The organism is Capnocytophaga sp. oral taxon 864, assembly GCF_002998835.1.
In the GTDB taxonomy this organism is placed as follows: Bacteria; Bacteroidota; Bacteroidia; order Flavobacteriales; family Flavobacteriaceae; genus Capnocytophaga; species Capnocytophaga ochracea.
In genome coordinates this window covers 2,067,952-2,093,679 of sequence record NZ_CP027232.1, presented here as the reverse complement: position 1 = coordinate 2,093,679, position 25,728 = coordinate 2,067,952, and the positions used below count along the sequence as shown (strand labels likewise).

At 32.4% G+C, this 25,728-nt stretch carries 25 protein-coding genes and 1 pseudogene; all 26 read right to left on the bottom strand.

Translation table 11 applies throughout. The annotated features are described in order from the left end of the window. Window positions 1-747: 747 nt before the first annotated feature. Window positions 748-1,581 (bottom strand): glycosyltransferase, encoded by an 834-nt coding sequence (locus tag C3V44_RS09370; RefSeq protein ID WP_106096283.1) that lies wholly within the window; start codon window positions 1,579-1,581, stop codon window positions 748-750. After that, on the bottom strand, window positions 1,578-2,309 hold the full coding sequence (locus C3V44_RS09365; RefSeq protein WP_106096282.1) for a glycosyltransferase family 32 protein: 732 nt from the start codon (window positions 2,307-2,309) through the stop codon (window positions 1,578-1,580). The genes C3V44_RS09370 and C3V44_RS09365 overlap by 4 nt, the downstream gene beginning before the upstream one ends. Next, window positions 2,299-3,381 carry a glycosyltransferase family 4 protein gene (locus C3V44_RS09360; RefSeq protein ID WP_106096281.1) on the bottom strand — a complete coding sequence of 361 codons (1,083 nt, stop codon included), beginning with the start codon at window positions 3,379-3,381 and terminating at the stop codon, window positions 2,299-2,301. Before C3V44_RS09360 ends, C3V44_RS09365 begins: the two co-directional genes overlap by 11 nt. After that, window positions 3,305-4,288, bottom strand: a complete 984-nt coding sequence (locus tag C3V44_RS09355; RefSeq protein WP_129588187.1) for a hypothetical protein — start codon at window positions 4,286-4,288, stop codon at window positions 3,305-3,307. Before C3V44_RS09355 ends, C3V44_RS09360 begins: the two co-directional genes overlap by 77 nt. A 201-nt stretch (window positions 4,289-4,489) precedes the next feature. Further along, on the bottom strand, window positions 4,490-5,407 hold the full coding sequence (locus C3V44_RS09350) for a hypothetical protein (RefSeq protein ID WP_106096279.1): 918 nt from the start codon (window positions 5,405-5,407) through the stop codon (window positions 4,490-4,492). A 2-nt stretch (window positions 5,408-5,409) separates the two neighbouring features. Next, a complete protein-coding gene (locus C3V44_RS09345; protein WP_106096278.1) occupies window positions 5,410-6,552 on the bottom strand; it encodes an NAD-dependent epimerase/dehydratase family protein in 1,143 nt (380 codons plus the stop codon). Beyond that, on the bottom strand, window positions 6,552-6,848 hold the full coding sequence (locus C3V44_RS09340) for a hypothetical protein (protein WP_106096277.1): 297 nt from the start codon (window positions 6,846-6,848) through the stop codon (window positions 6,552-6,554). Before C3V44_RS09340 ends, C3V44_RS09345 begins: the two co-directional genes overlap by 1 nt. Window positions 6,849-7,126: 278 nt before the next feature. Further along, entirely contained in the window at window positions 7,127-7,765 is a 639-nt protein-coding gene (locus C3V44_RS09335; protein WP_106096276.1) for a DapH/DapD/GlmU-related protein, read from the bottom strand. Further along, window positions 7,765-9,183 (bottom strand): lipopolysaccharide biosynthesis protein, encoded by a 1,419-nt coding sequence (locus C3V44_RS09330; protein WP_106096275.1) that lies wholly within the window; start codon window positions 9,181-9,183, stop codon window positions 7,765-7,767. Before C3V44_RS09330 ends, C3V44_RS09335 begins: the two co-directional genes overlap by 1 nt. Further along, window positions 9,180-10,496 (bottom strand): hypothetical protein, encoded by a 1,317-nt coding sequence (locus tag C3V44_RS09325; RefSeq protein ID WP_106096274.1) that lies wholly within the window; start codon window positions 10,494-10,496, stop codon window positions 9,180-9,182. Before C3V44_RS09325 ends, C3V44_RS09330 begins: the two co-directional genes overlap by 4 nt. Window positions 10,497-10,517: 21 nt before the next feature. Then, window positions 10,518-11,285 (bottom strand): oxidoreductase, encoded by a 768-nt coding sequence (locus C3V44_RS09320; protein WP_106096273.1) that lies wholly within the window; start codon window positions 11,283-11,285, stop codon window positions 10,518-10,520. Next, the gene (locus tag C3V44_RS09315) at window positions 11,282-12,073 is read right to left on the bottom strand and encodes a nitrilase-related carbon-nitrogen hydrolase (protein WP_106096272.1); all 792 of its coding nucleotides are present in this window, start codon (window positions 12,071-12,073) and stop codon (window positions 11,282-11,284) included. The genes C3V44_RS09320 and C3V44_RS09315 overlap by 4 nt, the downstream gene beginning before the upstream one ends. Then, window positions 12,073-13,365: a glutamate-1-semialdehyde 2,1-aminomutase gene (locus tag C3V44_RS09310; protein ID WP_106096656.1), complete on the bottom strand. Its 1,293-nt coding sequence runs from the start codon at window positions 13,363-13,365 to the stop codon at window positions 12,073-12,075. Before C3V44_RS09310 ends, C3V44_RS09315 begins: the two co-directional genes overlap by 1 nt. A 1-nt stretch (window position 13,366) precedes the next feature. After that, entirely contained in the window at window positions 13,367-14,350 is a 984-nt protein-coding gene (locus C3V44_RS09305; protein ID WP_106096271.1) for a Gfo/Idh/MocA family protein, read from the bottom strand. After that, window positions 14,347-15,057: a cytidylyltransferase domain-containing protein gene (locus tag C3V44_RS09300; RefSeq protein WP_106096270.1), complete on the bottom strand. Its 711-nt coding sequence runs from the start codon at window positions 15,055-15,057 to the stop codon at window positions 14,347-14,349. The genes C3V44_RS09305 and C3V44_RS09300 overlap by 4 nt, the downstream gene beginning before the upstream one ends. A 3-nt stretch (window positions 15,058-15,060) precedes the next feature. Next, window positions 15,061-16,104, bottom strand: coding sequence for a nucleotidyltransferase family protein (locus tag C3V44_RS09295; protein WP_106096269.1), 1,044 nt, complete (start codon window positions 16,102-16,104; stop codon window positions 15,061-15,063). 11 nt (window positions 16,105-16,115) lie between these two features. Then, complete coding sequence (neuC, locus tag C3V44_RS09290; RefSeq protein WP_106096655.1) at window positions 16,116-17,273, bottom strand: UDP-N-acetylglucosamine 2-epimerase; 1,158 nt, start codon at window positions 17,271-17,273, stop codon at window positions 16,116-16,118. A gap of 4 nt (window positions 17,274-17,277) precedes the next feature. Next, window positions 17,278-18,264 carry a polysaccharide deacetylase family protein gene (locus C3V44_RS09285; RefSeq protein ID WP_106096268.1) on the bottom strand — a complete coding sequence of 329 codons (987 nt, stop codon included), beginning with the start codon at window positions 18,262-18,264 and terminating at the stop codon, window positions 17,278-17,280. Between the two features lie 3 nt (window positions 18,265-18,267). Beyond that, on the bottom strand, window positions 18,268-19,326 hold the full coding sequence (locus C3V44_RS09280) for a hypothetical protein (RefSeq protein ID WP_106096267.1): 1,059 nt from the start codon (window positions 19,324-19,326) through the stop codon (window positions 18,268-18,270). A gap of 2 nt (window positions 19,327-19,328) precedes the next feature. After that, window positions 19,329-20,330 carry a 3-oxoacyl-ACP synthase III family protein gene (locus C3V44_RS09275; RefSeq protein WP_106096654.1) on the bottom strand — a complete coding sequence of 334 codons (1,002 nt, stop codon included), beginning with the start codon at window positions 20,328-20,330 and terminating at the stop codon, window positions 19,329-19,331. Between the two features lie 4 nt (window positions 20,331-20,334). Beyond that, window positions 20,335-21,081, bottom strand: a complete 747-nt coding sequence (locus tag C3V44_RS09270; protein WP_106096266.1) for an SDR family NAD(P)-dependent oxidoreductase — start codon at window positions 21,079-21,081, stop codon at window positions 20,335-20,337. A gap of 5 nt (window positions 21,082-21,086) precedes the next feature. Next, window positions 21,087-21,317 carry an acyl carrier protein gene (locus C3V44_RS09265; RefSeq protein ID WP_009750601.1) on the bottom strand — a complete coding sequence of 77 codons (231 nt, stop codon included), beginning with the start codon at window positions 21,315-21,317 and terminating at the stop codon, window positions 21,087-21,089. 64 nt (window positions 21,318-21,381) lie between these two features. Continuing rightward, window positions 21,382-22,425 carry an N-acetylneuraminate synthase gene (gene neuB / locus C3V44_RS09260; RefSeq protein WP_305763990.1) on the bottom strand — a complete coding sequence of 348 codons (1,044 nt, stop codon included), beginning with the start codon at window positions 22,423-22,425 and terminating at the stop codon, window positions 21,382-21,384. After that, window positions 22,382-23,311, bottom strand: coding sequence for a methionyl-tRNA formyltransferase (locus C3V44_RS09255; RefSeq protein WP_106096264.1), 930 nt, complete (start codon window positions 23,309-23,311; stop codon window positions 22,382-22,384). Before C3V44_RS09255 ends, neuB begins: the two co-directional genes overlap by 44 nt. A 10-nt stretch (window positions 23,312-23,321) precedes the next feature. Continuing rightward, window positions 23,322-24,469, bottom strand: a pseudogene (locus tag C3V44_RS09250) (LegC family aminotransferase). Between the two features lie 16 nt (window positions 24,470-24,485). After that, the gene (locus C3V44_RS09245; protein ID WP_106096263.1) at window positions 24,486-25,694 is read right to left on the bottom strand and encodes a UDP-N-acetylglucosamine 4,6-dehydratase; all 1,209 of its coding nucleotides are present in this window, start codon (window positions 25,692-25,694) and stop codon (window positions 24,486-24,488) included. Window positions 25,695-25,728 lie beyond the last annotated feature (34 nt).

Here is a 25,728-nt window from a genome sequence, read left to right as displayed (position 1 = left end):
ATTTTTTAGATGGACACGAAAGTTTTATAGGTATATATTTGTAAATGAGAAAGATATTTTTCAACAAATAATTTGAGTAGAGAAGCTCTTTACTTCATCTTTTCAAGCAGATACTCACAGAGGTCTTCCATTTTTCTATATTTGTTATTATCCACTTCTTTCAAACTTAAAAGATATAGGTAGAAAACTTTAAACATAAAAAAGTCAAACTAATCAATAGAATATATGTAGCCCAAGTTAAGAACTCTTTTTCATTAGTGTCTTTTTTAAAATTTAATATTGTTATTACAATGCTCGAACTAAGAAATGCTATTTCTTTAAAGAAGGAAGGGTTCTTTTTTTGCTTATTCCTATAGTAATACATTGATGACAATATATTGTCTCTTGAAATACTTTTTTGATTTACTTTTTCTAATACTTTTTCTTGCCATAGGAAAAACAACAACTCATTATCCCAATTGATATTCCAAAGCTCTATCCAAGAAAAAGAGTAATTTTTGACAGTCTTTTTTAAATGTTTTTGAGTTTTTATTGTTTAGACAAATTCTTATAATAGAATAATAGAGTTGCACAGCTATTAATCTTCAAAAATAAACAATATAGTTATTTTGAACTAAAAAAATAATAAAGGAGAATAACTAATATGATTAAAATTGGTAAAAGTAGAAGATAATTTACAAAAAGTGTATTCTTTTTATAGAAATTCATCTTTTTCTAAAATCCTTTTCTGTCAAAATTCTCTAACACTCAAAAGGTTTGAGGAAGAGTTTTTGTATTTGTTCTTAAAAAAGTATAGATTTTTTTAAGTATTTTTGTAGGAAGCATTCTTGGGATTACTCGTAATAAAAAAGTGAAAAAGCCCCAAAAAGCATTTTGCAATTTTAGTTTTCTTTTCAGTTTATAGAGATCCCATTCTCCTTTAATGTACTGTTTCCCCCTGCGGCGTGCGACCATATTATTCCCAACACGAGCATAAACAAGTACTTCATCTATATTGTCTACTTCATAGCCTTTAGCAATGATACGTAACCATAGATTGTAGTCCTCTAAAAAAAGATGATGTTGATAACTTCCTACTTCTTCAATAATATCTTTGCGGAAAGCAACGGTCATATGATTAAATGGACTCCTTGAAAGTGCATATTTTTTAATGCTTTTATCACTAATAGGTGCTTTTCTATAGCCTGTGATTATTGTTTTATTATCTGAAAATTCGGCAATATGTCCGCTAAATAAAACTACATTAGGATGCTGTTTTATAAACTCTATTTGTTTCTTAAAACGATCAAGCAAGCAAATATCATCAGTATCCATACGTAATACCCAATTGTAAGAACAGTATTTTAAGCCTTCATTTAGTGCTTTGCCCAAACCTACATTTTCTGCCAAACGTACTACTTTTATGGGAAGAACTGTTGTATATTGAGTTACTACTTCCTCCAATTCAGAGGTAATAGCTCCGTCATAAACCATTACAATCTCAGTCGCTGGAAGCGTTTGATTTTTTAAACTCTCCAAGCATTCTCTTAGAAATTCAGGTTTTTCTTTCTGATATAGCGATATGAGTACAGTGAAGGTCATTTATTAAAGTAACGAATGAAATTAACAATTCTTTTATGATTCTTTTTACCAAATATTTTAAGAATTAGATTGTGAATTATATTTTTTATTTTATCCTTTAAACTTTCATTCAACCAACTACCATCAAAATGATGTATAGACACAGTAAAAGGAGTAATTTCAATTTTTTTTGTATGAAAATTCTTTGGAGAAAGGTATTCTGCTGGATAAAAACATATATTATTACTTTTAGTTATATTTTTTTTATCAATATTCTTTAAATTGAGAAATTGTTCTAAAACAATTGGTAAAGGCTTAGTGTCATAATTTCCTTTAGAATTTACAAAATGTCGGTTTTGGTAATACTTTAAAGATTTACCAATCCAAGCAGAACCTTTTTCAGCTCCTAAAACAGCAGGTTCTATATCACCACTACTTTCAAAACCTATAAAAGATTCACAATTTAAGAAATTATTAAATGATTGAATCACTTCTACATCAGAATCTAAATAAATGCCTCCTTCTGTATAAAGGGCATATAGACGTATATAATCAGCAGCAAAAGCGTACTTTTTGGATTCAAAAGATTCTTTTGTCCACGGAGTTGAATTAATATCAAATTTGTTTAGATCCCATAGTACAATTTCATAATCAGGCAAAAATTGTTTCCACGAGGACAAACATTTTTGAGCTAATTCAGGCAAGGGATCAGCACTCAACCAACAATAATGTATTTTTTTAGGAATCATAATTCTTCTGATCTAATGTGTTAAATAAGTTTTCCCATTTTGAGAAAACAAAATCTTTATCAAATCGCAAAGCCATTTTTTTTGCTTTTTCTCCCATTGTTTTTCTCAATTCAAAGTTATTACACAATAGATTTAATTTTTCTATCATCATTTTTTTATCATAGCAAGGTATCAAAAAACCATTCTCTCCATCTTTAATAATCTCTGAAGGACCTGTTTTGCAATCATAGGCAACCATAGGTAAACCACATTCTGATGCTTCTAAAAGCACCATTGGCAAACCTTCAAAACGAGAGGTCATTAAGTATATCGAGGCATTCATATAAGCAGATATAACATCGTTTGTAGCAGGTAAAAGTTTTATTTTGTCTTCTAACTTATGTTTTTTGATTAAATCTTTATTTTTTTTATCATCATTCCCACTACCTATTAATTCTAGTTTCCAATCTTTGTTAGATTTACAAAATTCAGAAAACATATCTACCATTAAATCAAATCCTTTTTCATAAGAAATTCTGCCTATAGCGATTATTTTTTTTTCTATTAACTGAGCTTTTCCTTTAATCTCAAAGGATAAAGAGTTAGGAATAACAACAATTTTTTTACTAACTTTCTTTAAGTTTTTAGTATCCTCATTAGTTAATGATACCACAGTTGATAATTTTTTATAAAGTATTTTTCTTAGGAAAATCCAAAAGGGCGAAACATTAAAAAAATGACTATGTTCACAACCAATTGTTTTAACATCCCTTCTGTTAGAGAGCGCTAATAAAATATTGAGGTAGGTACCTATTCCTAAAACAAAATCAAAAGTGTGTGTTTTGAAATATTTTCTCAAGCAAAACAATGATTTCAATTTATTAAAATATTCAATCTTAAAGCTATTGGTATTTAAATAATCAATGTGTACCTTTTTATTTAATTCAAAAGAAAATGTATCTTTTTTTTTGCAAAGAGAAATAATAGTAACAAAGTATCCTTTCTCAACAAACATATTAGATAAGTTGGCTACAACTCTTTCTCCTCCACCTCCAAAATGTATGTTGTGAACTAAAAATGCTATTTTTTTCATCTTTTAAAGAATTTATTTTTAATAGATATAATATAAAGATCATTTCAAAACTCGGAATAATGAAAAACCGGACCCATAAGATCAATGAATACAGAAACAAGGGCATTAAAATAGCGACTCCTTTTCTATTAAAAAAAGTGTTATAGATAGGAAATACAAAAATAAAACAAATAATTGTAAAGACATAGCCAAATTCAACAACAGAATCTAGTAATTCATTATGAGGCATTAAAGTATATTTACTTGAATACTCTTCAGAAAGTCCTTTAGAAACCTGACCATATCCAAATTTAAATTTTTCATCTTTCTCTATAAACAATCCCATAATTACTTTTGAGTTTATCAAAAATCTCAATTTATTAGATCCATCATTTAATTCTGTAACTCTACTTGTATCACTTTTATAAGCACTTTCTATTGTTACATTTAGTAAGAACCAAAAGTTAAAAATAAAGAACACTACCACTAATAGAGAGTAAACATATTTAAAACTAATTTTAAAGATAGTTTTAGGAATGATATTTCTTATCAATATAAATACATAATATAATGCTATAGCAAAAATAAGCAATCTGCTTAATAATAAAAAGGAAGCTGCTATAACAAAGAGTTCTCCAATTCTTTTTTTTGTGATAACACTCAATAAAAAAAATAGGAATAAATAAGCTCCAGAAAGGTTTATTTCATAAGATAAGTTAGGTCGCCCATCTTGAGATCTAAAAAACAATAATTGTAAAATCATTGAAAAGATTGATAAGTAGTATAGATATTTAAAAATCCTCTCGTCTTTATAATTATATATAGTAGAATCTTTAATTACAAAAACTCCAAAAACACATAGTAAAATATTTATTATTGAAGTTTGATACCCACCTTTTAATATTACCAATAAGATAGCGATAATCAATAAATGAATTTTTACAATATTATAAAAGGAGATCTTGCGATTATATATTAGTGTATAGGCATAATACAAAAAAAACACACCTAACCCTATCCTAAAAATCTTTTGTAAAGGTTCAGGAAGAATAAAAAAGATTACTATTAAAGAATAGAAAATATACTTATTTATAGTCTCAATTTTCAATTGAATTAAGATAGTTTACAATTAAATCACAAAAGATTGACTTACAAAAAAAGAAAGAGAATATTTATCTAATATTTCTTTATCTATATTTTGTGCTTCTATGGTTAAAAAATGGTTTATTTTCTCTATATTATCTTCTTTTAACAAAAAAATATTATGAGGATTAAAAAAATCATACTTTACAATAGAAAGATTGGTGGTAATCAGTTTTTTTTCTTTTCCAATTGCCTCAAAAGTACGCATTGTAAGTCCATCTTGCCCTTTTGCAGGAATATCTAAAATAACTTTAGTACAATTTAGAATATCAAACATTTTTTCTTTAGAAAGAGTCTTTAGATCAATATCAAAAAAACTTCTCCTTATACTCGAGAATTTTTTAACAAAACTTTTCCAATGCAAAAATACATAAAAAAAGTAAGATATATTATTTTTCTTAAAATATTCTTTTAGTTTCAAGAGTATCTCTTGTCTTTCAGGATAATAAGAGCATACTGTTGAAACATCGTATTTCTTTTTTGAATGGGTAGCCTTTGTTACATTTACAAAAAACAAAGGTCTTAAAATAAGGTTATACTGCTGACAATCTTCTATGTCAAATGAATATACTCTATCAAAAAAATCAAATAGTTTGATAATATGAGGATATCTTTTTAGAGTATCGTATTGATATAATATACATTCAGCCTTAGGGTTAGATTCTTTAAAAAGTTCCAAAACAGATTTTTGTACAAACTCTCCTTTGATAACAAAAAGATAGTCAAACGCTCTTTTTACTATCGTTTTGATGGTAGACAAATTCTTATTCCATAGTTTTTTATCATCTCCTATAAAAGTAACATTAGCTCCTTGTTTTTCTAATTCAGCCTGTATATCTTTTTCATACCCAAAAAAAATTGGAGCCATAAAAAGTACTTTTTTTGAATCTAAATATTTCTCCATACCTATTTATACAATCCTTTGGCTTTCATTTCGTCTATAGACTGTTGGTATTTATCTTCTTCTACTTCTTGAGTGTTTACCCAATCAGTGAATTGTTTTAGTCCTTCTTTAAAAGATATTTTAGGTTCAAAGCCTAACAATTGTCTTGCTTTAGTGATGTCGGCGTAATTATGGCGGATATCTCCTAAGCGATAGTTGCCGGATATAGTAATGGGTACTTGTATACCATAGTTGTTTGAAAGCTCTTTCGCTACAGTGATCACATCAGTAGCTACTCCTGTTCCTACATTGAATACTTGGTTGTTAGCTGTTTCTTTTTCTATACCCAAAACGGTAGTATCTACTACATCGCTGATAAATACAAAATCGCGTGTTTCTTTTCCATCTTCAAAAATATTGATGCCATTGCCATTTTTTATTTGGGTAGAAAAAATGGAAAGGATGCCTGTATAAGGATTTTTAAGTGATTGACCTGGACCGTATACATTTTGATAACGGAAAGCCACCCCTGCAATACCTATAGTAGGACATACTGTCATTACCAATTGTTCTTGTACCTGTTTGGTGATGCCATATACTGAGGTAGGGTGAATAATTGCATCTTCAGTAGTAGCAACTAATTCAAGGACATCAGAATGATTTTGAGGGTCTTTTACTTCAAAATCTCCTTTTTGCATATCCTCATCGGTACGTTGTAGAGGATAAACAAAGGTGTTTTTAGTTTTATTGTAGTACTTGCCTTCTCCATAAATAGCACGAGAGGAAGCTACTACTACTTTTTTTACCGAATGTTTCTCATTGGTAAGAATATCCAATAACAAAGCTGTAGCTCCTATATTGACATCAGTATAATGTTGTATTTCATACATTGATTGCCCTGTACCAGTCTCCGCAGCTAAATGTACAATCACGGTATTATCGGCAATAGCTTTTTGCAAAGTTTCGCGACAAGCCACTGTTCCTTTAATAAACAGCACTTTGTTCTTTATACTCAAATATAAAGGAGAGGTTTCTTCAGGATTTTTGCCGTGAATTTGTTCTGATAAGTTATCAAGTACTGTTACTTGATGTCCTTTTTTGAGGAGAGCTAAAGCGAGATTAGATCCTATAAAGCCAGCACCTCCTGTAATAAGTATTTTTTCCATTACTCTATAAAATTACCATTATTATCTGTTTTTCTCCATTTTTGTAGCTCAAAGCAGTAGCGTTTTACTATTTTAGCAGGCGCTCCTACTATTACACAATAATCGGGAAAAATACCTGACACAACACTATTGGCACCTACTGTAGTGTGTTTTCCCAATTTTGTGTTTGGTAGAATTACTGCATTATTGTATATTTTACTATCTTCTCCAATCATTACTTCACCCACTTCAATATCTTGTTGTTCAATAGGAATAGTAGTATCTTCATAAGAATGATGAATATCTGTAATAGTCACGGAAGCAGCTACAGCTGTATTTTTACCTATTTTTATTTGGTTAGCACAAGTTAGGTGTAGAAGCTGTTGAATTGTTACACCATCTTCAAATATAATCTTAGGGGTATATGTTTGTTTATTATATTGACTAACTCCTTCTATTCGACAAAACTTCCAAATATGGACTTTTTCTCCACACTCAATATACTTTTTTGTTATTTTTAGCGGAGAATCAATGAAAGTTCCTTCCCCTAAATATTTAAAAAAAGGTTTGTTTAGTAAGAACCATATTTTTCGTTTTATAAAATACCCCCCCCCTCTTTATTAAGGTTTTGTTGATTGTTTTTAACATTTTTTTCATTTTCCCAAATTTGTTTTTCTAGGTTATATCTTTTTATAATACGTGCAGGCAATCCTACAGCCACGCAATAATCAGGAACATCTTTAGTAATCACAGCATTAGCTCCTATAATAACATTTTTACCTATTTTAGCTCCTATGATACAAACACCTTCTCCTATCCAACATCCTTCTCCTATTTCAACTTCTCTTTTTTGTATAATAGGTTGTTTTATAATAGGAGTATTAATATCCTCATAACCATGCAAGTTGTCAGAAATATATACTTTATCTGCTATAAGTACATTTTTTTTGATACAGATCTTTTTAGTAGCATAAATATGAGCAAAATTCCCAATAGACACTCCATCTTCAATAACAAGTTCGCACTCTTTAAAAAAACCAGTATGAGGAAAGGCAGCTAACCAAGCTCCCCAACCGATATTAACATTAGAACCTATGGAAATTCGTTCTGTTCCTTGTAATTTAATGGGGTTTTGTATATAGGAATTCTTTCCTAACTTTTTAAAGATAGTACTATAATACAAGTTGAGAAAAATCCTATTTAATTTATTAAATATTCTGATGAAAAGTCTCATTATTTTCTTCTTATAATAGTTACTAAATCTCTTAAGTGTATATTAAACACTCTTAATAGTAAAATAAAGTATAAAGATAGTAATAATATTTTAATCACTATACTCCACCAAGAGGAAACAATATTCATACCATAAAACAATCCAAAGGTAATGACAATAAAGAATAATAAAGCTAATAAAGACGATTTTAAATTCTTTCCCTCATAGTTCATCTTGCTATAAAGAATAAAGTTCATTAGGGCAAAGGATACTGCTGAAGAGATAGCTGCTATATAAACACCTCCATACCTCATTAACGAAAGGTTAAAAGTTACACTTACTATAGCTCCTATAATAGTAGCACCGCCCAAAATCTTACTTTTCTTTTCTGCTATGATGATTCCTCCAAAAATTACATTTTGTCCCGTCATAATCACACCTATCATCAAAATAGGCACTAATAAGTATCCTTCATAAAATTCTTTAGAAGCCATTATTTTAAATACTTCTTGGCTAAATATGGTGATAAACATTGCTCCCATATACACTACTAAAAAGAAAGTATTTTGTGTTTTTTTTATAAAAGAGTTAAAACTATCTTTTCCATAATGTTGAAAGATTTCTGGTTCTACGGCTTTATAAAAACCTTGTATTACAATATTAAGAGTAAGAGCTAAGGTATAAGCTAAACTGTAAATTCCTATTTGTGCCATAGGGACAAAGCGCTCCAAGATAATTCTATCAGAAAGACTTAAAGCTAAATAGGCTAAGGCTCCTGGTAGCAGGGGAGTTGAAAAAGCAAGTCCTTTTTTTAGTTCTGTAAAATTGAAATTAAGAGTTGCATTGCGCGCAATAATGACCCAATAGATAAAGAAAAAAGGAATTAGGCTGAATAATCTTCCGTAAAAATGCCCTAATATTTCCCATTTAAAAACTACTATTAAAAGAAATATTAGCAACATCTGTAATAGGGTTCTGCTCAAACTCAAAATAGTAAACCATTTAGCTTGTTGCTTTACACGGTACAACACCAAAGGAATCACAGAAAATACCTCTAAAAAATTTGCAATAACAGCTAATTTAAAGTAGGGATTCCAAGGCACCTGTATATGGTATTTTTCAATAATAAAAGGCAGTGAGAAATACGCTAAAAGAGATAATAAAATATTAACCCCCGCAATGATAATATAGAAATTACCTAACAATCGTTTGCGATAAGTTTCATCTTCTTTTTCAAAATAGAATCGTAGCACATAAGAATTGAGTGATAGTACACAAAGGACAAAGAGGAACATCACAAAAGAGTTGGTATAACTGATAATCCCATAATCTGTTTTAGAAAGATAGTGGGTGTAGATAGGCAATAAAAAGAAACTTACCAGCTTAGGTACAATCTCCCCTATAGCATACAAGACCGATTGTTTGAGCAGTTTACTCATAATGCTTTTAGAAAGGCTTCCTTGTCAAAAGGAGCAAAAAATGTCACATTTTTATCTATTACTATTTCAGTATTAAGAGCTGAAATAAAATCTTCAACTGTATCTACCAAATGCAAATTTTTTCTATCAAAAATATGTTTATGATCTTCATAAGGAAATTCTTTCAAAAGGATTACTCTTCGTTGAGATTGTAATGCCTCATAGATAGTAGTAGATATGATTGTAAAAATAGTATCACATTTTTCTATCAGATCGCTTACAGAAAATTCATTGCTAATAACTTCTACATTCTCAAATTCTCTTAGGCTTTCTATATAATACTCTTTTTCATCAAATTGATTAGGGTGTAATTTGAAAAAAATAGGGATATTTTGAGTCTTTTTTTGAAAAGCATCATTTTTTATAAAATTTAAAAGTTTTTTTCCAAAAACACTAGTTGATATTATTAATAAATCTTTTTTAGGTTTAGTTAAGCTATTAATTTTTATAGAATTATATAAAAAATCATTACCTATAGGCACAATATTAACATTTGGTAGAAAAACATCTTGAAACCAAAAAGGAGAAAAAGAAAAAATAGTATTAGGTAGATATACTTTTTCATTTAAACATTCTGTTGGATAATTATATGCCAAATGGTTTTTATATACCACACCATGTTGAAATTCAAAAATTTTTATATTTAATTCTTTTGCTGCTTTTATAAGTCCTTTTTGTATTCCATTTTGAGTCATAAAAATCTCTTCCACTTTATGTCTCTTTAATATTTTCTTAAAGAAAGATAAATCAGAATAGTAATGGTTCAATATAGCATTAAGATATTCATTGCTAATTTTTGTTTCTCCAAAAGAATTATTTAAAAGATTCAAGACATTCGTAAAATCAAAATATTTCTTCCTAAATAATTTGTAATAAATGTTTTGAGGTAAAAAATAGGTACCTTTTAAGTTAGGGTTAAAAGACTCTATTAATAAAAGTTTTTTTTCTTTTAGTAAATCATAAGAAGCCTTCAAATTTCTGTCTATATTCTTTTTATGAGTATCGTTATCTCTAGAAGCCAGATAAAATAAATATTGTTTTTTTGAATAGGTGAAAAAAATAAGAAAAAAATCAAGGATTCTTTTTAAAATCAATAAATAGTTTTTCCTTTGTTTCTTTTTAATCAAGGGATCTTCCTGATATCTCAATTTGACACACACATAATATCTAATGATATCCCAATAATAGGTGCCTTTTGAATCTTGTAGATCAAAAAGATTATTTTTCTTTTCAAAAGCTAAAAATTGAGCTACAATATCTTCTTTGTTATTCATTTTTTCAATTTATATATTTTTCTACAATGTAAAACCATCGTCTACTACTATATTCTGTCCATTCAAATATTCTGAAAGGTCTGATAACAAAAACAACACAGTGCCTGAAATATCTTTAGCGTTGAGCATTCCTTTGTTTAAGCAAAACTCTTTATACGCTTTTAGAAAAGATTCAGGTTGTTTGTCTTCTATACCTCCTAAAGAAATAGTATTTACCCTAATATTTTTCTCTTTAAAGTATTTAGCCATATATTTGCTGAGGTGTATTAAGCCCGATTTAATAGCAGCATACTCTACAGGTGTAGTCATTCGGGTATTATCATAAATCTCAAAACGTGGTGCTATTACCCCATAAATAGAGGCTAGGTTGATAATATTACCATAGCCTTGCTCATAAAAATATTTTGCAAACAATTGTGAAGTAAGGAAGTAACCTCCTAAGTTCATTCCTACATTTTCACAAAAGTCATTGTAAGTTACCTCGAAGAAGTGTTCTCCGTAGTTTTTGTTGCGTGGGTAAGCACTATTTACTAAAGCATCTATTTTGCCATAATTTTTGGAAATAGTAGTGATAAGAGTTTCAACGGAAATCTTATTGGTAATATCAACTTCTGCAGGTACTATGCTGGCATTTTTTAATGAAGCACATAGTTTCTCAGCTATGGTAATATCATATTCCGCTACCACAGCAAGACCTCCATTGTCTGCTATAGCTTGACAAAAGGTTTTGCCCAATAAACCAGCACCGCCAGTAACTACTACTATTTTGTCTTTTACTAATTCGCTCATAATATATTTTTGTACAGTGTTGTTTTTCTATCGTTTTTCACAGGAAATTCAGTTCTATATTGAGTTACTTCCTCAAGATTGAGTTCATATAGGGTTACCTCTTCTGAGAGAGATGTCCCTCTCAGCACTTCGCCATAAGGTGACACAATGTGCGATGAGGTTACATATAACAATCCTTTGCCATCTTTCCCTATACGATTTACACCCACCATAAACACTTGGTTTTCTATAGCTCTTGCCTTGATAAGTGCCCACCAATGGGGTACTCTACGCTCAGGCCAATTGGCTATATTTAGTATCACCGAGCAATCTTTAGAGTATGCTTGGTAAAGTTCAGGGAAGCGCAAGTCGTAACAGATGGTTAGGCCTATAGTAGCTCCTGCGATAGTTAGCTTTTTCAGTTCTTCACCTGCTTGGTAAAAATCATTTTCATTAGCATACGAAAAAGGATGTATTTTAGCATAAGTAGTTAGCAAGACACCTTGATTGTTTACTACAGCCAAGTTGTTAGTAGCTTTATCTCCTTTTGTCAGAACAACTCCGAAAGCTATAGATACATTATGTTTTTTAGCTTGTTCTTGAAAGAAAGTAATCGTTTCTGACGAAAATTCATCTTCCTTCACCTTTTGACTTTCCATTGTAAAACCTGTGAGGGTCATTTCAGGATATACTACCAAATTGATATCAGAGCAATGTTCAGTAATAAGATTTAATGTTTTTTCTACCTTTTGCTTATTCTCGGCTTTATTCTCCCAACTTTGGTTGAGTGAAACTAAGGCTATTTTCATTAGTTATATTTTCTAAATACAGGTTTGATAGTGCTGCCTACTAGATATTTATCTACTCCTTCATTGAGTGCTTTGGTATACACTTGTAATGATTTCCGTACAGCTTCAAGAGTTCTGTTTAATTCTTTATCAGTATGGGCATACGAAATAGCAATCCAAGGTATTAAAACCCCATTTTTAATCATTTCTTGCGAAAAGAGTGTTCTAAAAGCCAATGATACTTCTTTATTAGTATCTTTTGTAATATAGTTAGGAGAACATTCAATTCCTGTAGCTGCAAAATAATCACTTATTTGTAATTCCTTTGCAATAGCATTCATTTCTGAAACTAATTTTCTACCATAGTTCCATAAATGATCTACCACTTTGTGTTCTTTATAGAATTTTATAGTTTCTACTAAAGCTCCTAAACCACACATCTCGGCGCCGTGAGTAGTAGAGGTTAAGAATACACGTTCTGCTCCAATTTCTTTGATACCTCCTATTTTCATAAACTCTCGTTTACCACATAGGGCAGCTACTGAAAATCCATTAGCCATACCTTTACCAAAAGTACAAAGATCAGGTTCTACATTATAGTAAGTTTGTGCTCCTTGCAAGTGCCAACGGAAACCAGTAATCATTTCATCGAGGATAAACAAAGCTCCATTTTTATGGCATAATTCTTTTACTTTTTGCAAGAAGTTATCTTTAGGATGCTCCCCTGTGGCAGGCTCTAAAATTACACCAGCTACTTGATTAGGGTGTTGAGCAAACAAAGTCTCTAATGACTCTATATCATTATATCTAAAGTGTACTGTGTGCTCATAGTTTTCTTTAGGAATACCACGAGTAAGCACTGTATCTCCGATAAACCAATCATCATAAGAAAAGAAAGGGTGATCCAAACAGCGAATGATATATTTCCTACCTGTATAGGCACGTGCCATTTTCACGGCAGCAGAAGTAACTGTTGATCCATTTTTAGCAAACTTTACCATATCTACACTTGGTATAAGGTCTACCATCGCCTCAGCTGCTTCTAATTCTATCACTGAGGCACGTGTAAGGTTATTTCCCTTCCAAATTTGCTCAATAGCAGCATTGGCAACTCTTTTTTCACCATAGCCTAAAGTAATAGCTCTCAAAGCCATACCATAGTCTAAGAATTCTTTCCCATCGGGGGTGTAAAGATAAGCACCTTCACCTCTTTCAAATATTTGAGGGGCATTTTCGGGGTATTGGTCGTCTCCTCTACTATAAGTGTGACAACCACCAGGGATTAGATTATTGAGTCGTTGACTATAATTCATTTTAGAAACCTCCATCTGATTTTTCTATTTGATTTAATAATTCTAGTACTTTTATATCGTCTTGAACTGTATTGGGATAGTGTTTAGGGTTTTCAATTCCCTTTATGAAGCTATTCACTTCATCAATATACATTTTCTCACCGATATTCTTGTTATATCCTGAAGCAGATTCAAATTGAGGTTGTTCAAAATGTATCCATCTGCCATTTTCTACTTCATACAAATGGAAAGTAGCCTCATCCCATTTCCATTGTATTTGGGCTTTTTCAAGATTAATTATCAAGTTTCTAACAGCATAACGAGAGGCTACATCTACAAGAATTGTACCTACCTTATCGGCGTATTTTAAAGTAAAAGCATAGGAATCTTCTATTTCACAACCAAAATCAATTGTTTTCTCAAAGACTCCCTTAGCTGAAATAGGCCAACCTATGGTATCTACTATCCAAGTTAGCTCAAAAGGTACAATTTCTCTTCCTCCCCCCATAATACGCTTTGAAACGTAAAAGTCATTTACTCCTTCCCAAGGATGCCAATCGGGTAGATATTGTCCTGAATGATATGAAAAGTTGGTTACTTTCCCATACTTTTCACTCTTTATAATCTTAGTAATATCCTTTATAATAGGATGAAAACGGAAAGTACAAGAAGGGGCAATAAAAGTATTGTTTTGGTTGTAATCAAGCATTTCTTTTACTTCTTCAATAATGACACTTGCCTCTATAAAAGCTGGCTTGTTATAATCAATTGCTATTTTTGCATAGTAGGTATGCAAATTAGGAGGAGTAGAAATAATAAAAGCATCAAAGTTAGACAAATCCTCAGTGTCTAAGGATTTTACCGTTTTTATATGATACTTATTTTCTGCTTCTTTTCTTCGGTCTTCTCGGGGGTCAAAGCCTACTACATCAGTATACTGTAAGGCTTGCAAACATCTCACACGCCTTTTACCCATTGATCCCAAACCAATTACTAAAAATTTCATAGTATATCGTTCTTTTTATAATTTAGAATTGTTTCTATACACAAAAAATCGTAGATATCGTCTACTTCATAGTTTTGCCAACGCTCAATAAAATAAGGTTTAGACTTTTCACTATAAAAAAGGTTTTTTTCTTCAAAATAAGAGACTTCTACTAAATAGGCTACTCCATAAGGAAAATAGGCTTTAGATAACTCTTGTCTTTGGGTAACTTTTTTAGCATCTTTTATAAAAGGATTTATTTTATTATCTTTTATTGTTTTTACTATGAAAGGATGTTCTGTATGCACTTCTCCCAAGCTAACTACTCCTACACTCTCCTCTTCCAAAAGGGCAATACAATTATCTATATCTCCTTTTTTTCTTAAAGGAGAAGTAGGTTCTAATAGTAGTATGTAGTCAAATTCCTGTCCTTTGGTACGATAATATGCTATTGTATGTAGGACAAATGCTGAGGAGGGAGAAGTATCTGTTGCTAATTCTGAAGGTCTTAAAAAAGGTACTTTTATACCAAAACTCTCAGCTACAGCTGCAATTTCACTACTATCAGTTGAAACAAATATTTCATCAATATACTCACTTGCTTGGGCTTGCTCTATACTCCACCCAATCAAAGGTTTACCGCATAGAGGCTTTATATTTTTGCCTGGCAGCCCTTTGCTACCTCCTCTTGCGGGGATAATAGCCAATATTTTTCTATTATTATACATAGCTTAGCGTTCTAAATGTTTAATAAACTCTTGTGCGTGTTCATAATCTACAGCCTTCCCGATGTCTATCCAATAGCCTATGATGGGGTCGTAGACTAATTTACCTCCTTCAGCTACTAATCGCTCCATTACATCAGTAATATCGCAATACTTGCCTTTTTCTATTTTAGCAATCAAGGAGCGTTTGAGTATATAAATACCAGCGTTTGAGTGGTATATAAAACTAGGTTTTTCTTTAAAGTTCATTACTCGTCCTTCTTGGGTTTCAAATACAGCATAAGGGATATCTACTTTATACTCAGTAGAGGCTACTGCCATATCTGCATTTTCATTGATGAGTTTTAGGTAAAGCGACTCGAAGTTTACATTGGTAAACAAGTCGCTATTCATTAGCAAAATATGTTCAGAACTTAGGTTATTTATTAGAGCTAAAGCACCTGCAGTACCTAAAGGTTCATCTTCCCAAATATACTCTATAGTAATACCTTTTTGGCTACCATCACCCAAATAGTTTACTATTTGCTCACCAAGGTATTTTACTGATATATAAATCTTTTTGATTCCAAAACTAATGAGCCTATCTATGTTGTGTTCTATGATGGGTTTATCACCTAATCGCAACATTGGTTTAGGGATAGTATCAGTGAGTGGACTTAGGCGTTTACCGCGCCCTCCTGCCATAATTACTGCTTCTAAAGGGAGTTGAGCTTTGGTATATTCTAAATCTATCAAATCTACCATTTTACCTTCTTGGTTGAGGATAGGTAGAATTTTTATATCGCTTTTTCTATACTTCTCAAAACTCTGATAGCTATCTTTTTGATATAGTCGTTTGAAATCTGGGTTTGCAATCTCTCCTAGAGTTTTCTGTAGATTTTGTTCGGCGATGATAGACCTGCGTATATCACCATCCGTAACTGAGCCTACAACTCTATCCTTATCATCTACCACAAAGAGAATTAGCCGGCTCAAATTACGCAATTCGTTCAGGCGTTGTAGTCCCTCTACTAAGTTTTTGTTCTTATGTATTAATACATCAGTTCTCATTGTAGTATATATTAATAATCAATGTTGTAAAATGATTTCTTCAAAGAAATAGTAGAATGTTCTTTTATTACTTTTAAAATCTTTTCAGCAGCTGTACCATTGCCATATGGTGATTCTTGTTGCTGTATTTTCTCTCTAAACTGTTTATTGAGAGCAAAAGTAATACTTTTTCTGATATCCTCCAAAGTATGAGAGCTATTGATTACACTCTCATTGCAAATACGTCCTTTTTGCCTGTCGCCTATATTAATAGTAGGAATATGAAAAGCAGGTACTTCTAAAATCCCAGAAGAAGAGTTACCTATTACAAAATCTACAAATTGTAAGGCTGATAGGTAACGCAACTGTCCTAACGATTTAAAAGCAACTGCTTTATTTTTGTGATTATTTACATATTCAGTAATCATTTTATTGATGATACGCCCGTTCTTATCAGAATTAGCGTGTGTAAAAATAAGTCCTGTTTCAGGCAACACATCTAAGGCTTGCAGGATGTTTTCAAAAGTTTGTATAGGAGCTTCTTTTTCTAGCGTTACGGGATGATAAGTAATGAGTACATTTCTTTTTTTAAGGTTAAAATCAATAGATTTTTCAAAAGTCTCCCTGTCTAATAACTCTAATTTTTTAATACTATCTAAGCCTATCGCTCCTACATTAAATACTGTATCAGGTTGCTCTCCCAACTGTATTACTCTTTTTCGATAGACTTCTGTAGAGGTGAAGTGCAAATGACTAAACTTAGTAATGCTATGCCTAATAGCTTCATCATAAGCTCCTTCAGTAGTTTCACCTCCGTGTAAGTGAGCTATTGGAATGTTAGCCATTCCAGCTGCTATCACCGCTCCTAATATTTCTGTCCTATCACCTAAAACTACTACCAAATTGGGTTGTAGATCCTCAAAGGCATCAGCAAAGCCTGAAATAGCTAAGGCAATGGTTTTTGAAACACCTACAGAAGTGTCTGACGAGAGCAAGCACTCTACTTTTTTATTGACTACAAAACCTGCTGCGGTTATCTCATCAAGAGTATAACCAAACTCAGGAGAGAGATGCATCCCAGTAGCGATGAGTTGCAATTGTAGCTTTTCATCTTTTGAAATAAGTTCAATCAGAGGTCTCAATAAGCCGAACTCGGCTCTTGTACCTGTTATGACACAAATTTTTCTCATAAAATTACTTATACCAATTGTTAGGTAATGCTTTTGCATCTTTAGGCAAATCATTAGTATCCAAACGGGGAATTTTAAATACATTATCTCCCATTTGGTTATTTATATCTGCTAACTTTACTTCTGTTGTAAAACCTAAAGCACAATGATTTTCCTTCAAAAGAGTTATAGTATCATCATTATAATTTCCATAAGGATAACAAATAGTCCAGTGTTTTATGTCTCCACCTATATTTTCTATAAATTTTAAAGATTCTTTAATTTCTACTTCTTGTTTTTCCTTTGGCAAAGAGCCCAACCAATAATGGTCGTAACCGTGGCTTCCTATATGCATACCAGCGCTAACCATATACTTCATTTGGTCTTCCGACATATATAGCTCTCTACTAAAAGTACCTTCCTCAACTCCTACTATTTTCTTAAAAAGTTCTGTTGTGATAATATTTCTCAGCTTTTCAACTAATTCAACTTGTAATAGTCGCTTAACAAAAATAACCTCTTTAGTATCGAATCTATCTAATTGAGCTAACTTTTTGTAATAAAACTCAAAGCTTTCCAGATGATACACTTCTCTATATTTATCTAATAACAAAGCTATTTCTTTTAATAGAGACGACATTTTCTCTTCTGGAGTTGAAGTTAAAATGAAATGTATTTTATTTACGTCCAATACTTTGTGCTGAGTAATAGCTTTTACAGGTGCATAAAAAGCCCCTTGTACCCCTTCGTTTTTTAAAATAGGAAATACGTAAGTAAAATGGTCGATATAAGCATCGTCAAAAGTAAGAAGAACAGGGTGAGATGGTAGTTTATGAATACCTTGTGTAGCTGCTATAACTTCTTCAACGGTTACAAAAGAGTAGTGTTTCTTCAAAAAAGCTACTTGCTCTTTAAAAAGAGCTACATCAAGCCCTTTAATAGAAGGGTATCTTGAGTGTTTTAAGTCTCTCACGTAGTGGTACATCACTACTGTTAGATTTTGATTTTCCATTTTCTATTGAATTATATTGGGTCTGTCTTGATCGGCATCACCTTTGAATATTACATATCGATCATTTTTATCTTTCAACTTATAGGTAAAATATAACGATATATTTTGTTGTTCAAAGGGTTCAAAGTAATTAGGAATAATTACCTCATTTGTTGAGGTATCTAATTTTGAAAATCCCATTGTTTCAAATACTTCTTCAGCGAAACCATAGTTTAAACAATCTATATATTCAGCCTCGTATTTTGATAATAATTTTTGTATTTGGTTATATAAACACGGAAGTACTTCTGCCCCAGCACCGTACATATCTACTATTCTCAGTGCTTTGGCTGTTCCTACTTTCACTATCCGAATAACCCAAATAGCTTTCAGCTTATCTTCTACAAAAACACCCCAAAATTTATATCTGTAGATTGGGTGATATAAATATCTGTTTTTTAGATATTCTATAGATTTCTTAGGTCTATACTCCCCTGCTTGTATACTTTCTTCAGTAAGAGGTTCAATATCAAAATTATCCTTTATAATTACCTTTTTTATAGAAACATTCTCCTTTTTGTTTGATTTTGTGTTATGCCCAACTTTAGCGATTTTAAAATTTTCGACAGAATTATTGAGAATGTAATATTGTTTCACTATATCTACTAAATTTTTAGTAGCCTTATGTACTTTTATAGCATCATTACTTAGTCCTATACTTGCAAAAGACCTACTATTAGGTAAATTGAAGTACATTTCCCACAAGTAAACAGCTAAATTATTTACCTCATCATTTTTTATATCTTTTCTCACTTTCCAGATAGCAGCCCAAGTATCATTTTCTTGTTGATACAATTTTTTATCATATTGATAAATAGGAATAAATCCTTTAAGGGCATCAATCTTTCCCGTCTGCTTATTTTGGGCAATAATAAAATTATAATCTCCTGTAATAGGATTTAAATGTTGAAAATCCATTAGTTTTTTTGAGACCACTAAACTGTGATTTTTTTTCCAATGGGTGTCCAAAAATTCTATAATAAGAGGTAAATCCTCTTTCTTTGCATAGCGAATATCGTACATTTTTAATTAATTTTCAATATGCATCCTCCCCACGAATAGCCTACGCCAAAACCTGCAAGGAGGAGATTTCCTTTTAGTTTATTCTCTTTTAGTTTTTCACAGAGTACTATAGGGATAGTAGCTGAAACGGTATTCCCTACTTCACTCATATAGTAATGAAATAGTTCTTCTTCTATTTTTAGTTTCTTACGCAAAAAATTCAGCATAAAAGCATTTGCTTGATGAAATACATAACCATCAATATCCTCTTTAGAGAGTTTATTCTTGTTTAATGTATCGCTTACCAAAGAGGGTACAACATCAATAGTAAAGTTAAAAATTTCCGAACCATTCATAAATAAATAATCAGAAGCAATAGGATTTGCTTTTTCATCAAATTTTAAGTCGTTTAAAGAACTTTTATGACGAAAAGCTCCTGTTTTTACGATTAGATTTTCAGCTCCTTTGCCATCTGTCCCCAAACTAAAATTACCTATTTCAGCAAATCCTTCGGTAGATATAAGTGTAGCGGAACCTGCATCTCCAAAAATAGTGCGATTTCCTTTGTCTTTGGGGTGCAAATGTTTAGTATAGGTCTCTCCTGTAAGGAATAGTACATTCTTAGCAATTCCTCCCATAATGAGCCCTTTGGCTAAAGAAAGGCCATATATATATCCTGAACATCCTAAATTAAAATCTAAAGCGCCACAAGTAGTGGGTAAACCTAATTTATCTTGTATTAAACAAGCAGAAGTAGGTAGAAAATAATCAGGACTTTGAGTGCAGAAAAGCACAAAGTCTATCTCATTTTTATTGATATTAGTTTCCGTAGCAAAAAGTTTCCCAGCAGCTCTCACTGCTAAGTCTGCTGCAGTTTCATTCTCATCTGCTATGTGGCGGGTGTGTATACCCACTTTATTAGCGATTTTATCGACGCTCCATTCTGGAAATTCTTCTACTAACTGTTTATTAGTAAGTGCTTTTTTGGGAAGAGCGTATGTTAGTGCTTTAATATATGCTTTCATAATTTTACAATAAAGTGTATCCTCCATCTATTAGAAGATTTGAACCTGTTACCCAAGAAGAGGCATCAGACAAAAGATAAACTACTGCATACGCTACTTCTTCAGGCTTTCCATAACGTTTTAAAGGGTATTTTTGCTTGTCGGCTTCCATTTGCTCTTGTGTTACCTCTCCTCCTGAAACAATATTGGTTTCAACCATTCCTGGTATTACAGTATTTACTCTTATTTGTTGTGAGGCCAACTCCAAAGCTAATCCTTTACAAATCCCATTGATTGCCCCTTTTGATGCTGAATAAATACTATTTCCTATATACGATACTTTTGTCCCCGAAATAGATGAGATAAATATTATGGATGATGCCTTTTGTAGCTTTTTTTTCTTAACGAGTAACTGAGTTAATAATAGAGGCGCATTAAAATTAACTGTCATCACCTCTTGTATATCCTCTTCTTGCAGAAACTTAAAAGGTTTAGGAATTGTAAGTCCAGCACAATTTACTAACCCATTTAAACTATCTATTTGGTTTGCTAAGGTTTCAATGTCTTCTTTTTTGGTAAGGTCAGCTACTATATAAGCGGGCTGTGTACCTTCTAACTGCTTATAGGTTTCTTGTAAACGTTGTTCATTACGCCCCGTGATAACTACTTGTGCTCCCATCTTAGAGCATTCTATAGCAATCGCCTTTCCTATACCAGAAGAAGCTCCTGTTACTAAAATAGTTTTATTTTCTAATGAAAAAGGATTGTACATAGTTATTACATTCTGCTTTTCACTACATTATATAAATCTTCTACAGTATGAGCTGCTTTGATATCATCACCTTTTAGTTTTACATTGTATTCCTCATCAGCCATAGCAATAACTGATAGGGCAATTAGAGAGCTCCACTCATCTAAACTTCTGAACTCTGTAGAAAGGCTGATTTCTGCTGCATCTGTTTCATCAAACAGATTTACAAAATTTTGTACAAATTCTTGTGTATTCATATTTATAACTATTATTTAATTTGCAATTTATTTCTTTTCAATATCTTAAAGATAGCGACTAAATTCATAGCTCAATCAAATCATCTTCTTCAAAGTCTTTTTTAGCTGTTTTACCTATCACATCATCCCATTGCATAGGAGAAATACCCGTTCCAGGGCGTTTTACTGTTAAGTTCTCAATAGTAAAAGACTCTCCTTTCACTATTTTTTTTGCAGCTACAATACTTTTACGAGCTATAGCTTTATTTTTAGCTTCAGATTTTGAAACTTCTTTCAGTCCTGAACCTCCTATGGCTTTTTCTATATTACGAATAGCCATTACCATAGCTTTTAGTTCCTCAGGTTCGAGCGATGCTTTATGGTCGGGACCTGGTAAGGTTTTATCCAAGGTAAAGTGTTTTTCAATAACCGTAGCCCCTAAGGCTACTGCTGAAATGGGGACTTCTATCCCCAAAGTATGGTCGGAATAACCTACGGACACTCCTAATTCTCGCTGGATATGGAGCATAGCCTTTAAGTTTACATCCTCCATAGGGGTAGGGTATTCCGTATTACAATGCAATACAGTAATTTTATCTTTGCTTACACCATTATCAGTCAGCACTTTTATGGCATCTTTTATTTCGCTTATAGTAGCCATCCCTGTAGAAAGTATCACTTCAGTAAAAAGAGTTGCTACTTTTCTTAAATAGGGCAAATTAGTAATCTCTCCTGAAGGAACTTTAGCGATAGTAACTCCTAACCCAGCTAAGAATTCTAATGATTCAAAATCAAAACCTGTAGAGAGAAATTGTACACCTTTTTGGGCACAATAGTCAATTAACTCTTGATGAACAGCTTGCGAAAGCTCTAATTTTTTAAGCATTTCATACTGAGAGTCATTGTCTTGTGTATTTTTATCTTGATAAGCCGCGCGTTTTGCTTGTTTGGTTACCAAGTTACCAGCTTTAAAGGTTTGGAATTTGACATAATCCACACCAGCTTCAGCTCCTTTATCAATAAGGGCTTTGGCTTTGGCGATATCGCCATTATGATTAACGCCTGCTTCGGCTATGACTATTACTTTATTTTGTTTCAAATCTGTCTCCCACTCTAAATTTTTCATCATATTCAAAATCTATAACTTTAATAAAACTATCTTTTGTTTTTACTATAAAACTATCTTTTTCTTTATTTAAGATAACTCCTATAGTTGCTTTGTAAATAGGAGCATCTTTTATTTCGTAAACACGTTTTATTTTCATTTCTTTACCATTCAAAAAAGCCCTTGCGATGGGTCCTGGGAAGGTAATAGCCCTTACAAAGTTGAAAACTTCTCTACTTGTTTGATTCCAATCCAATATTTCATCACCTTCCTTTCTTTGTGGGCAATAGAACCCAAAAGGATGAATAGTTGTCTGTTTTATAGATTGGACTCCATTCTCTTTTTTGAATAACAAAATAGCTTCATATAAAACCTCTGCACAACTTGTATGGGCTACCTCTAATAAAGTGTTATAATCATCAGAATCACTAATAGGAAATGTTTTTTGTAAAATAATATCCCCAGTGTCTATTCCCTCATCCATAAAGTGCACTGTGATACCAAACTCTTTCTCGTCATTTATCAATGCCCAGTTCAGTATATTTCTTCCTCTATAAAAAGGTAATTTACCTGCATGGCAATTAATGGTTTTTAGCTTTGGAAGATTTATAATTTCCTTTTTAAAAATTTGATTAAAAGACATTGAAACAAATAGGTCGCAATTATACTTACTAATGTTGTCTATAAACTCTCTTGAATTGATATTTGAGTGTTTTAAATAGTCAATATTATTCTCTTTTGTGAATTGATATAGAGTATTGTCTTTAGTATCAAATCTTACACATATAAATTGTATGCTGATATCCTTATCAGCAATAAGTTTTCTAAAAGCATTGTGAGACCATATTCCATCAGCAAAATAACCTATTTTCAAAGGGTTATTAGAATTGTATTTATTTTTTTCTATCATAGTTTTTCTTCTACTTACCTCTTACTCCACTAGGTATATTTACTACTCTTGCTTCCAACCATTCGGCGTTGCTGAGATCTGCTTTAGGGCAGTTTTTAAACATTGGTAGGCGGTTCATCAGTTGCCATATTGGGCGACTCATTACACCCTTTGCATTTGTTTCGGTAAGGAAAGCGTCGCGCTCTTCTTTGTTGTTTAAGATAATGGCATTGAGCCAATAGTTGCATTTTTCGTATTCACGTTCGACAAAAAAGGTAATGCCTTGTTTTTCAAAATAGGCTTTATAGGCTTCGGCTGTAGCGCGTTTGTTGGCTAAAAAGCCATCTAACTGTTCTAATTGCGCTACACCTAAAGCAGCATTGATATTGGGCATACGGTAGTTATAACCTATTTCATCGTGTACGAACTCCCAAGCGTGAGGTACTTTGGCTTGGGTGGTGAGGTGTTTGGCGTGTTTGCCTATAGTCTCATCATTGGTGAGTATCATACCGCCACCTCCTGTAGTAATAGTTTTATTACCGTTGAAAGAGATACCTCCTATTTTGGCGAATGTGCCCAAATGCTTGCCTTTGTAATAACTACCTATAGCCTCGGCAGCATCTTCTACTACTTCTATATGATAGCGTTCGCAAATGGCTATAATTTCTTCTATACGGCAGGCGTGCCCAAAGGTGTGCATTGGCATACACGCTTTGATACGTCGGTTTGTTCGTTTATGGTAGCATTCGTTCCCTCGTAGTTCGGTGTTTTCTTTTAAAAAGTGTTCTAAAGAGGTAGGGGAGAGTCCCATTGTATCTTTATCGACATCTACAAATATAGGTACAGCCCCTGCATATACAATGGCATTGGTAGTAGCTATAAAGGTTAGCGGCTGAGTGATTACCTCATCACCTGCTTCTACCTCACTGAGCTTTAGGGCTATGTGGAGGGCATTGGTGCCATTCACACATACTACAGCGTATTTAGCCCCTGTATATTCAGCTACCTTTTGTTCGAAGAGGTCTACAAACTTTCCTACACTTGATACGAAAGTAGTATCGATGCACTCTTCTAAATATTTTTTTCGTTCCCTGCAAAAGTAGGGGCGTGTAGAGGAATAAAAGCCTTTTTTTCGCCGTAAAGGTCGCGTATAAAGGATATGGTTTCGGGTATGTTCATTGCCTTAATTTTCTAATTACATTTTGCTATCTAAATAGCGTCCTGTTTCTTGGTGGTCGAAATTTACTAAGAATGTTTTCATCAGTAGGGTGATGTCTTTTTTCTCGGTAGCAGGATTATCAAATAGTTGGGTTAGCTTATCTATAAAACTTTCTATTTCAGTTATTTTTTTAAATGATTGTAGACTAATCACTCCTAAAGAGGTGTATTTGTCTAACGCTACTTGTTCTCCTTCAGTATAAAATTCCTCGTAGGGTTTTTCGCCTGTGGTATCGCTTTTTGAGAAATAAACGGGATACCTTTTATCGGTTTCTTTTCGGCTTTCAGCCTTAGCAATAGCTTCAGCTTCACTCTTGCATTCCAAAGGGGTATAGCCTAAGTCTTTTAATAGCTGGGAGGCTATTTCTGAGAAAGTAAGTACTTGTTCTTTCTTCAGTTTAGGGAAGTATATTTGTCCTGTACTTCCTAATATACAAGCCATTAAGCAAATTTGTCCGCTTTCTTCGGGTGATACAAAATAACGGGTTACATCTGAAGGGGCTGATAGCGGTTGGTTTTTAGCGATACGCTCTAAAAAACCAGCTGGCAATGAGCCATTGGAGAAAGCTACATTGGCAAAGCGAGCTGTAGTTACAGGAAACTTATGAGCATAAGCCATTATCATATCCTCCATTATCTTCTTGCTACCTCCCATTATGTTCACGGGGTTCGCTGCCTTGTCGGTCGATACACAGAAGAAATGTTCAGGGGGATAGTCACACAATAAATCTAAGAATTTTTTAGCGTTTACTACATTGTTTTTGAGTAAGGCTTCTACTGAATATTTATCTTTTTCGCTTCGTACGTGCTTGTGAGCTGAAAAGTTAGCTACTATATCAAACCCACCACGTGCTTTGAACATTTTTACAAAAGTATCATCGGCGTAATTCATAGGGTAGGTTATATAGTCGGTAGGCACTGTAAAGGCGGAAGTACTGCGCAATTCGCGAGTGAGTTCGGTAAGTCCGTTTTCACTAATATCTACTACTACCAAAGTTTTAGGTTTAAAAGGTAGTAAGGCTTTGATATACGAGCTTCCAATAGAACCTGCTCCTCCTATTACCAATACACTTTTGCCTTCAATAGCCTTAGTTAATGCTGATTGATGAGTGTACAAATCTGCCTGAAACATACTCTCAGGGCGCTTGGTAACATATTTCGATATAAAATGTTCTATATTTAGCATTAAATAATTTCTTTGTGTTTATTTTTAAAGTGAG

What these genes read in the sequence shown, in the direction of transcription:
- C3V44_RS09370 (WP_106096283.1), bottom strand. Translation starts at nt 1,581, where the DNA reads ATGACCTTCACTGTACTCATATCGCTATATCAGAAAGAAAAACCTGAA.
- C3V44_RS09365 (WP_106096282.1), bottom strand. Translation starts at nt 2,309, where the DNA reads ATGATTCCTAAAAAAATACATTATTGTTGGTTGAGTGCTGATCCCTTG.
- C3V44_RS09360 (WP_106096281.1), bottom strand. Translation starts at nt 3,381, where the DNA reads ATGAAAAAAATAGCATTTTTAGTTCACAACATACATTTTGGAGGTGGA.
- C3V44_RS09350 (WP_106096279.1), bottom strand. Translation starts at nt 5,407, where the DNA reads ATGGAGAAATATTTAGATTCAAAAAAAGTACTTTTTATGGCTCCAATT.
- C3V44_RS09345 (WP_106096278.1), bottom strand. Translation starts at nt 6,552, where the DNA reads ATGGAAAAAATACTTATTACAGGAGGTGCTGGCTTTATAGGATCTAAT.
- C3V44_RS09335 (WP_106096276.1), bottom strand. Translation starts at nt 7,765, where the DNA reads ATGAGACTTTTCATCAGAATATTTAATAAATTAAATAGGATTTTTCTC.
- C3V44_RS09330 (WP_106096275.1), bottom strand. Translation starts at nt 9,183, where the DNA reads ATGAGTAAACTGCTCAAACAATCGGTCTTGTATGCTATAGGGGAGATT.
- C3V44_RS09325 (WP_106096274.1), bottom strand. Translation starts at nt 10,496, where the DNA reads ATGAATAACAAAGAAGATATTGTAGCTCAATTTTTAGCTTTTGAAAAG.
- C3V44_RS09320 (WP_106096273.1), bottom strand. Translation starts at nt 11,285, where the DNA reads ATGAGCGAATTAGTAAAAGACAAAATAGTAGTAGTTACTGGCGGTGCT.
- C3V44_RS09315 (WP_106096272.1), bottom strand. Translation starts at nt 12,073, where the DNA reads ATGAAAATAGCCTTAGTTTCACTCAACCAAAGTTGGGAGAATAAAGCC.
- C3V44_RS09310 (WP_106096656.1), bottom strand. Translation starts at nt 13,365, where the DNA reads ATGAATTATAGTCAACGACTCAATAATCTAATCCCTGGTGGTTGTCAC.
- C3V44_RS09305 (WP_106096271.1), bottom strand. Translation starts at nt 14,350, where the DNA reads ATGAAATTTTTAGTAATTGGTTTGGGATCAATGGGTAAAAGGCGTGTG.
- C3V44_RS09300 (WP_106096270.1), bottom strand. Translation starts at nt 15,057, where the DNA reads ATGTATAATAATAGAAAAATATTGGCTATTATCCCCGCAAGAGGAGGT.
- C3V44_RS09295 (WP_106096269.1), bottom strand. Translation starts at nt 16,104, where the DNA reads ATGAGAACTGATGTATTAATACATAAGAACAAAAACTTAGTAGAGGGA.
- neuC (WP_106096655.1), bottom strand. Translation starts at nt 17,273, where the DNA reads ATGAGAAAAATTTGTGTCATAACAGGTACAAGAGCCGAGTTCGGCTTA.
- C3V44_RS09285 (WP_106096268.1), bottom strand. Translation starts at nt 18,264, where the DNA reads ATGGAAAATCAAAATCTAACAGTAGTGATGTACCACTACGTGAGAGAC.
- C3V44_RS09280 (WP_106096267.1), bottom strand. Translation starts at nt 19,326, where the DNA reads ATGTACGATATTCGCTATGCAAAGAAAGAGGATTTACCTCTTATTATA.
- C3V44_RS09275 (WP_106096654.1), bottom strand. Translation starts at nt 20,330, where the DNA reads ATGAAAGCATATATTAAAGCACTAACATACGCTCTTCCCAAAAAAGCA.
- C3V44_RS09270 (WP_106096266.1), bottom strand. Translation starts at nt 21,081, where the DNA reads ATGTACAATCCTTTTTCATTAGAAAATAAAACTATTTTAGTAACAGGA.
- C3V44_RS09265 (WP_009750601.1), bottom strand. Translation starts at nt 21,317, where the DNA reads ATGAATACACAAGAATTTGTACAAAATTTTGTAAATCTGTTTGATGAA.
- neuB (WP_305763990.1), bottom strand. Translation starts at nt 22,425, where the DNA reads ATGATGAAAAATTTAGAGTGGGAGACAGATTTGAAACAAAATAAAGTA.
- C3V44_RS09255 (WP_106096264.1), bottom strand. Translation starts at nt 23,311, where the DNA reads ATGATAGAAAAAAATAAATACAATTCTAATAACCCTTTGAAAATAGGT.
- C3V44_RS09245 (WP_106096263.1), bottom strand. Translation starts at nt 25,694, where the DNA reads ATGCTAAATATAGAACATTTTATATCGAAATATGTTACCAAGCGCCCT.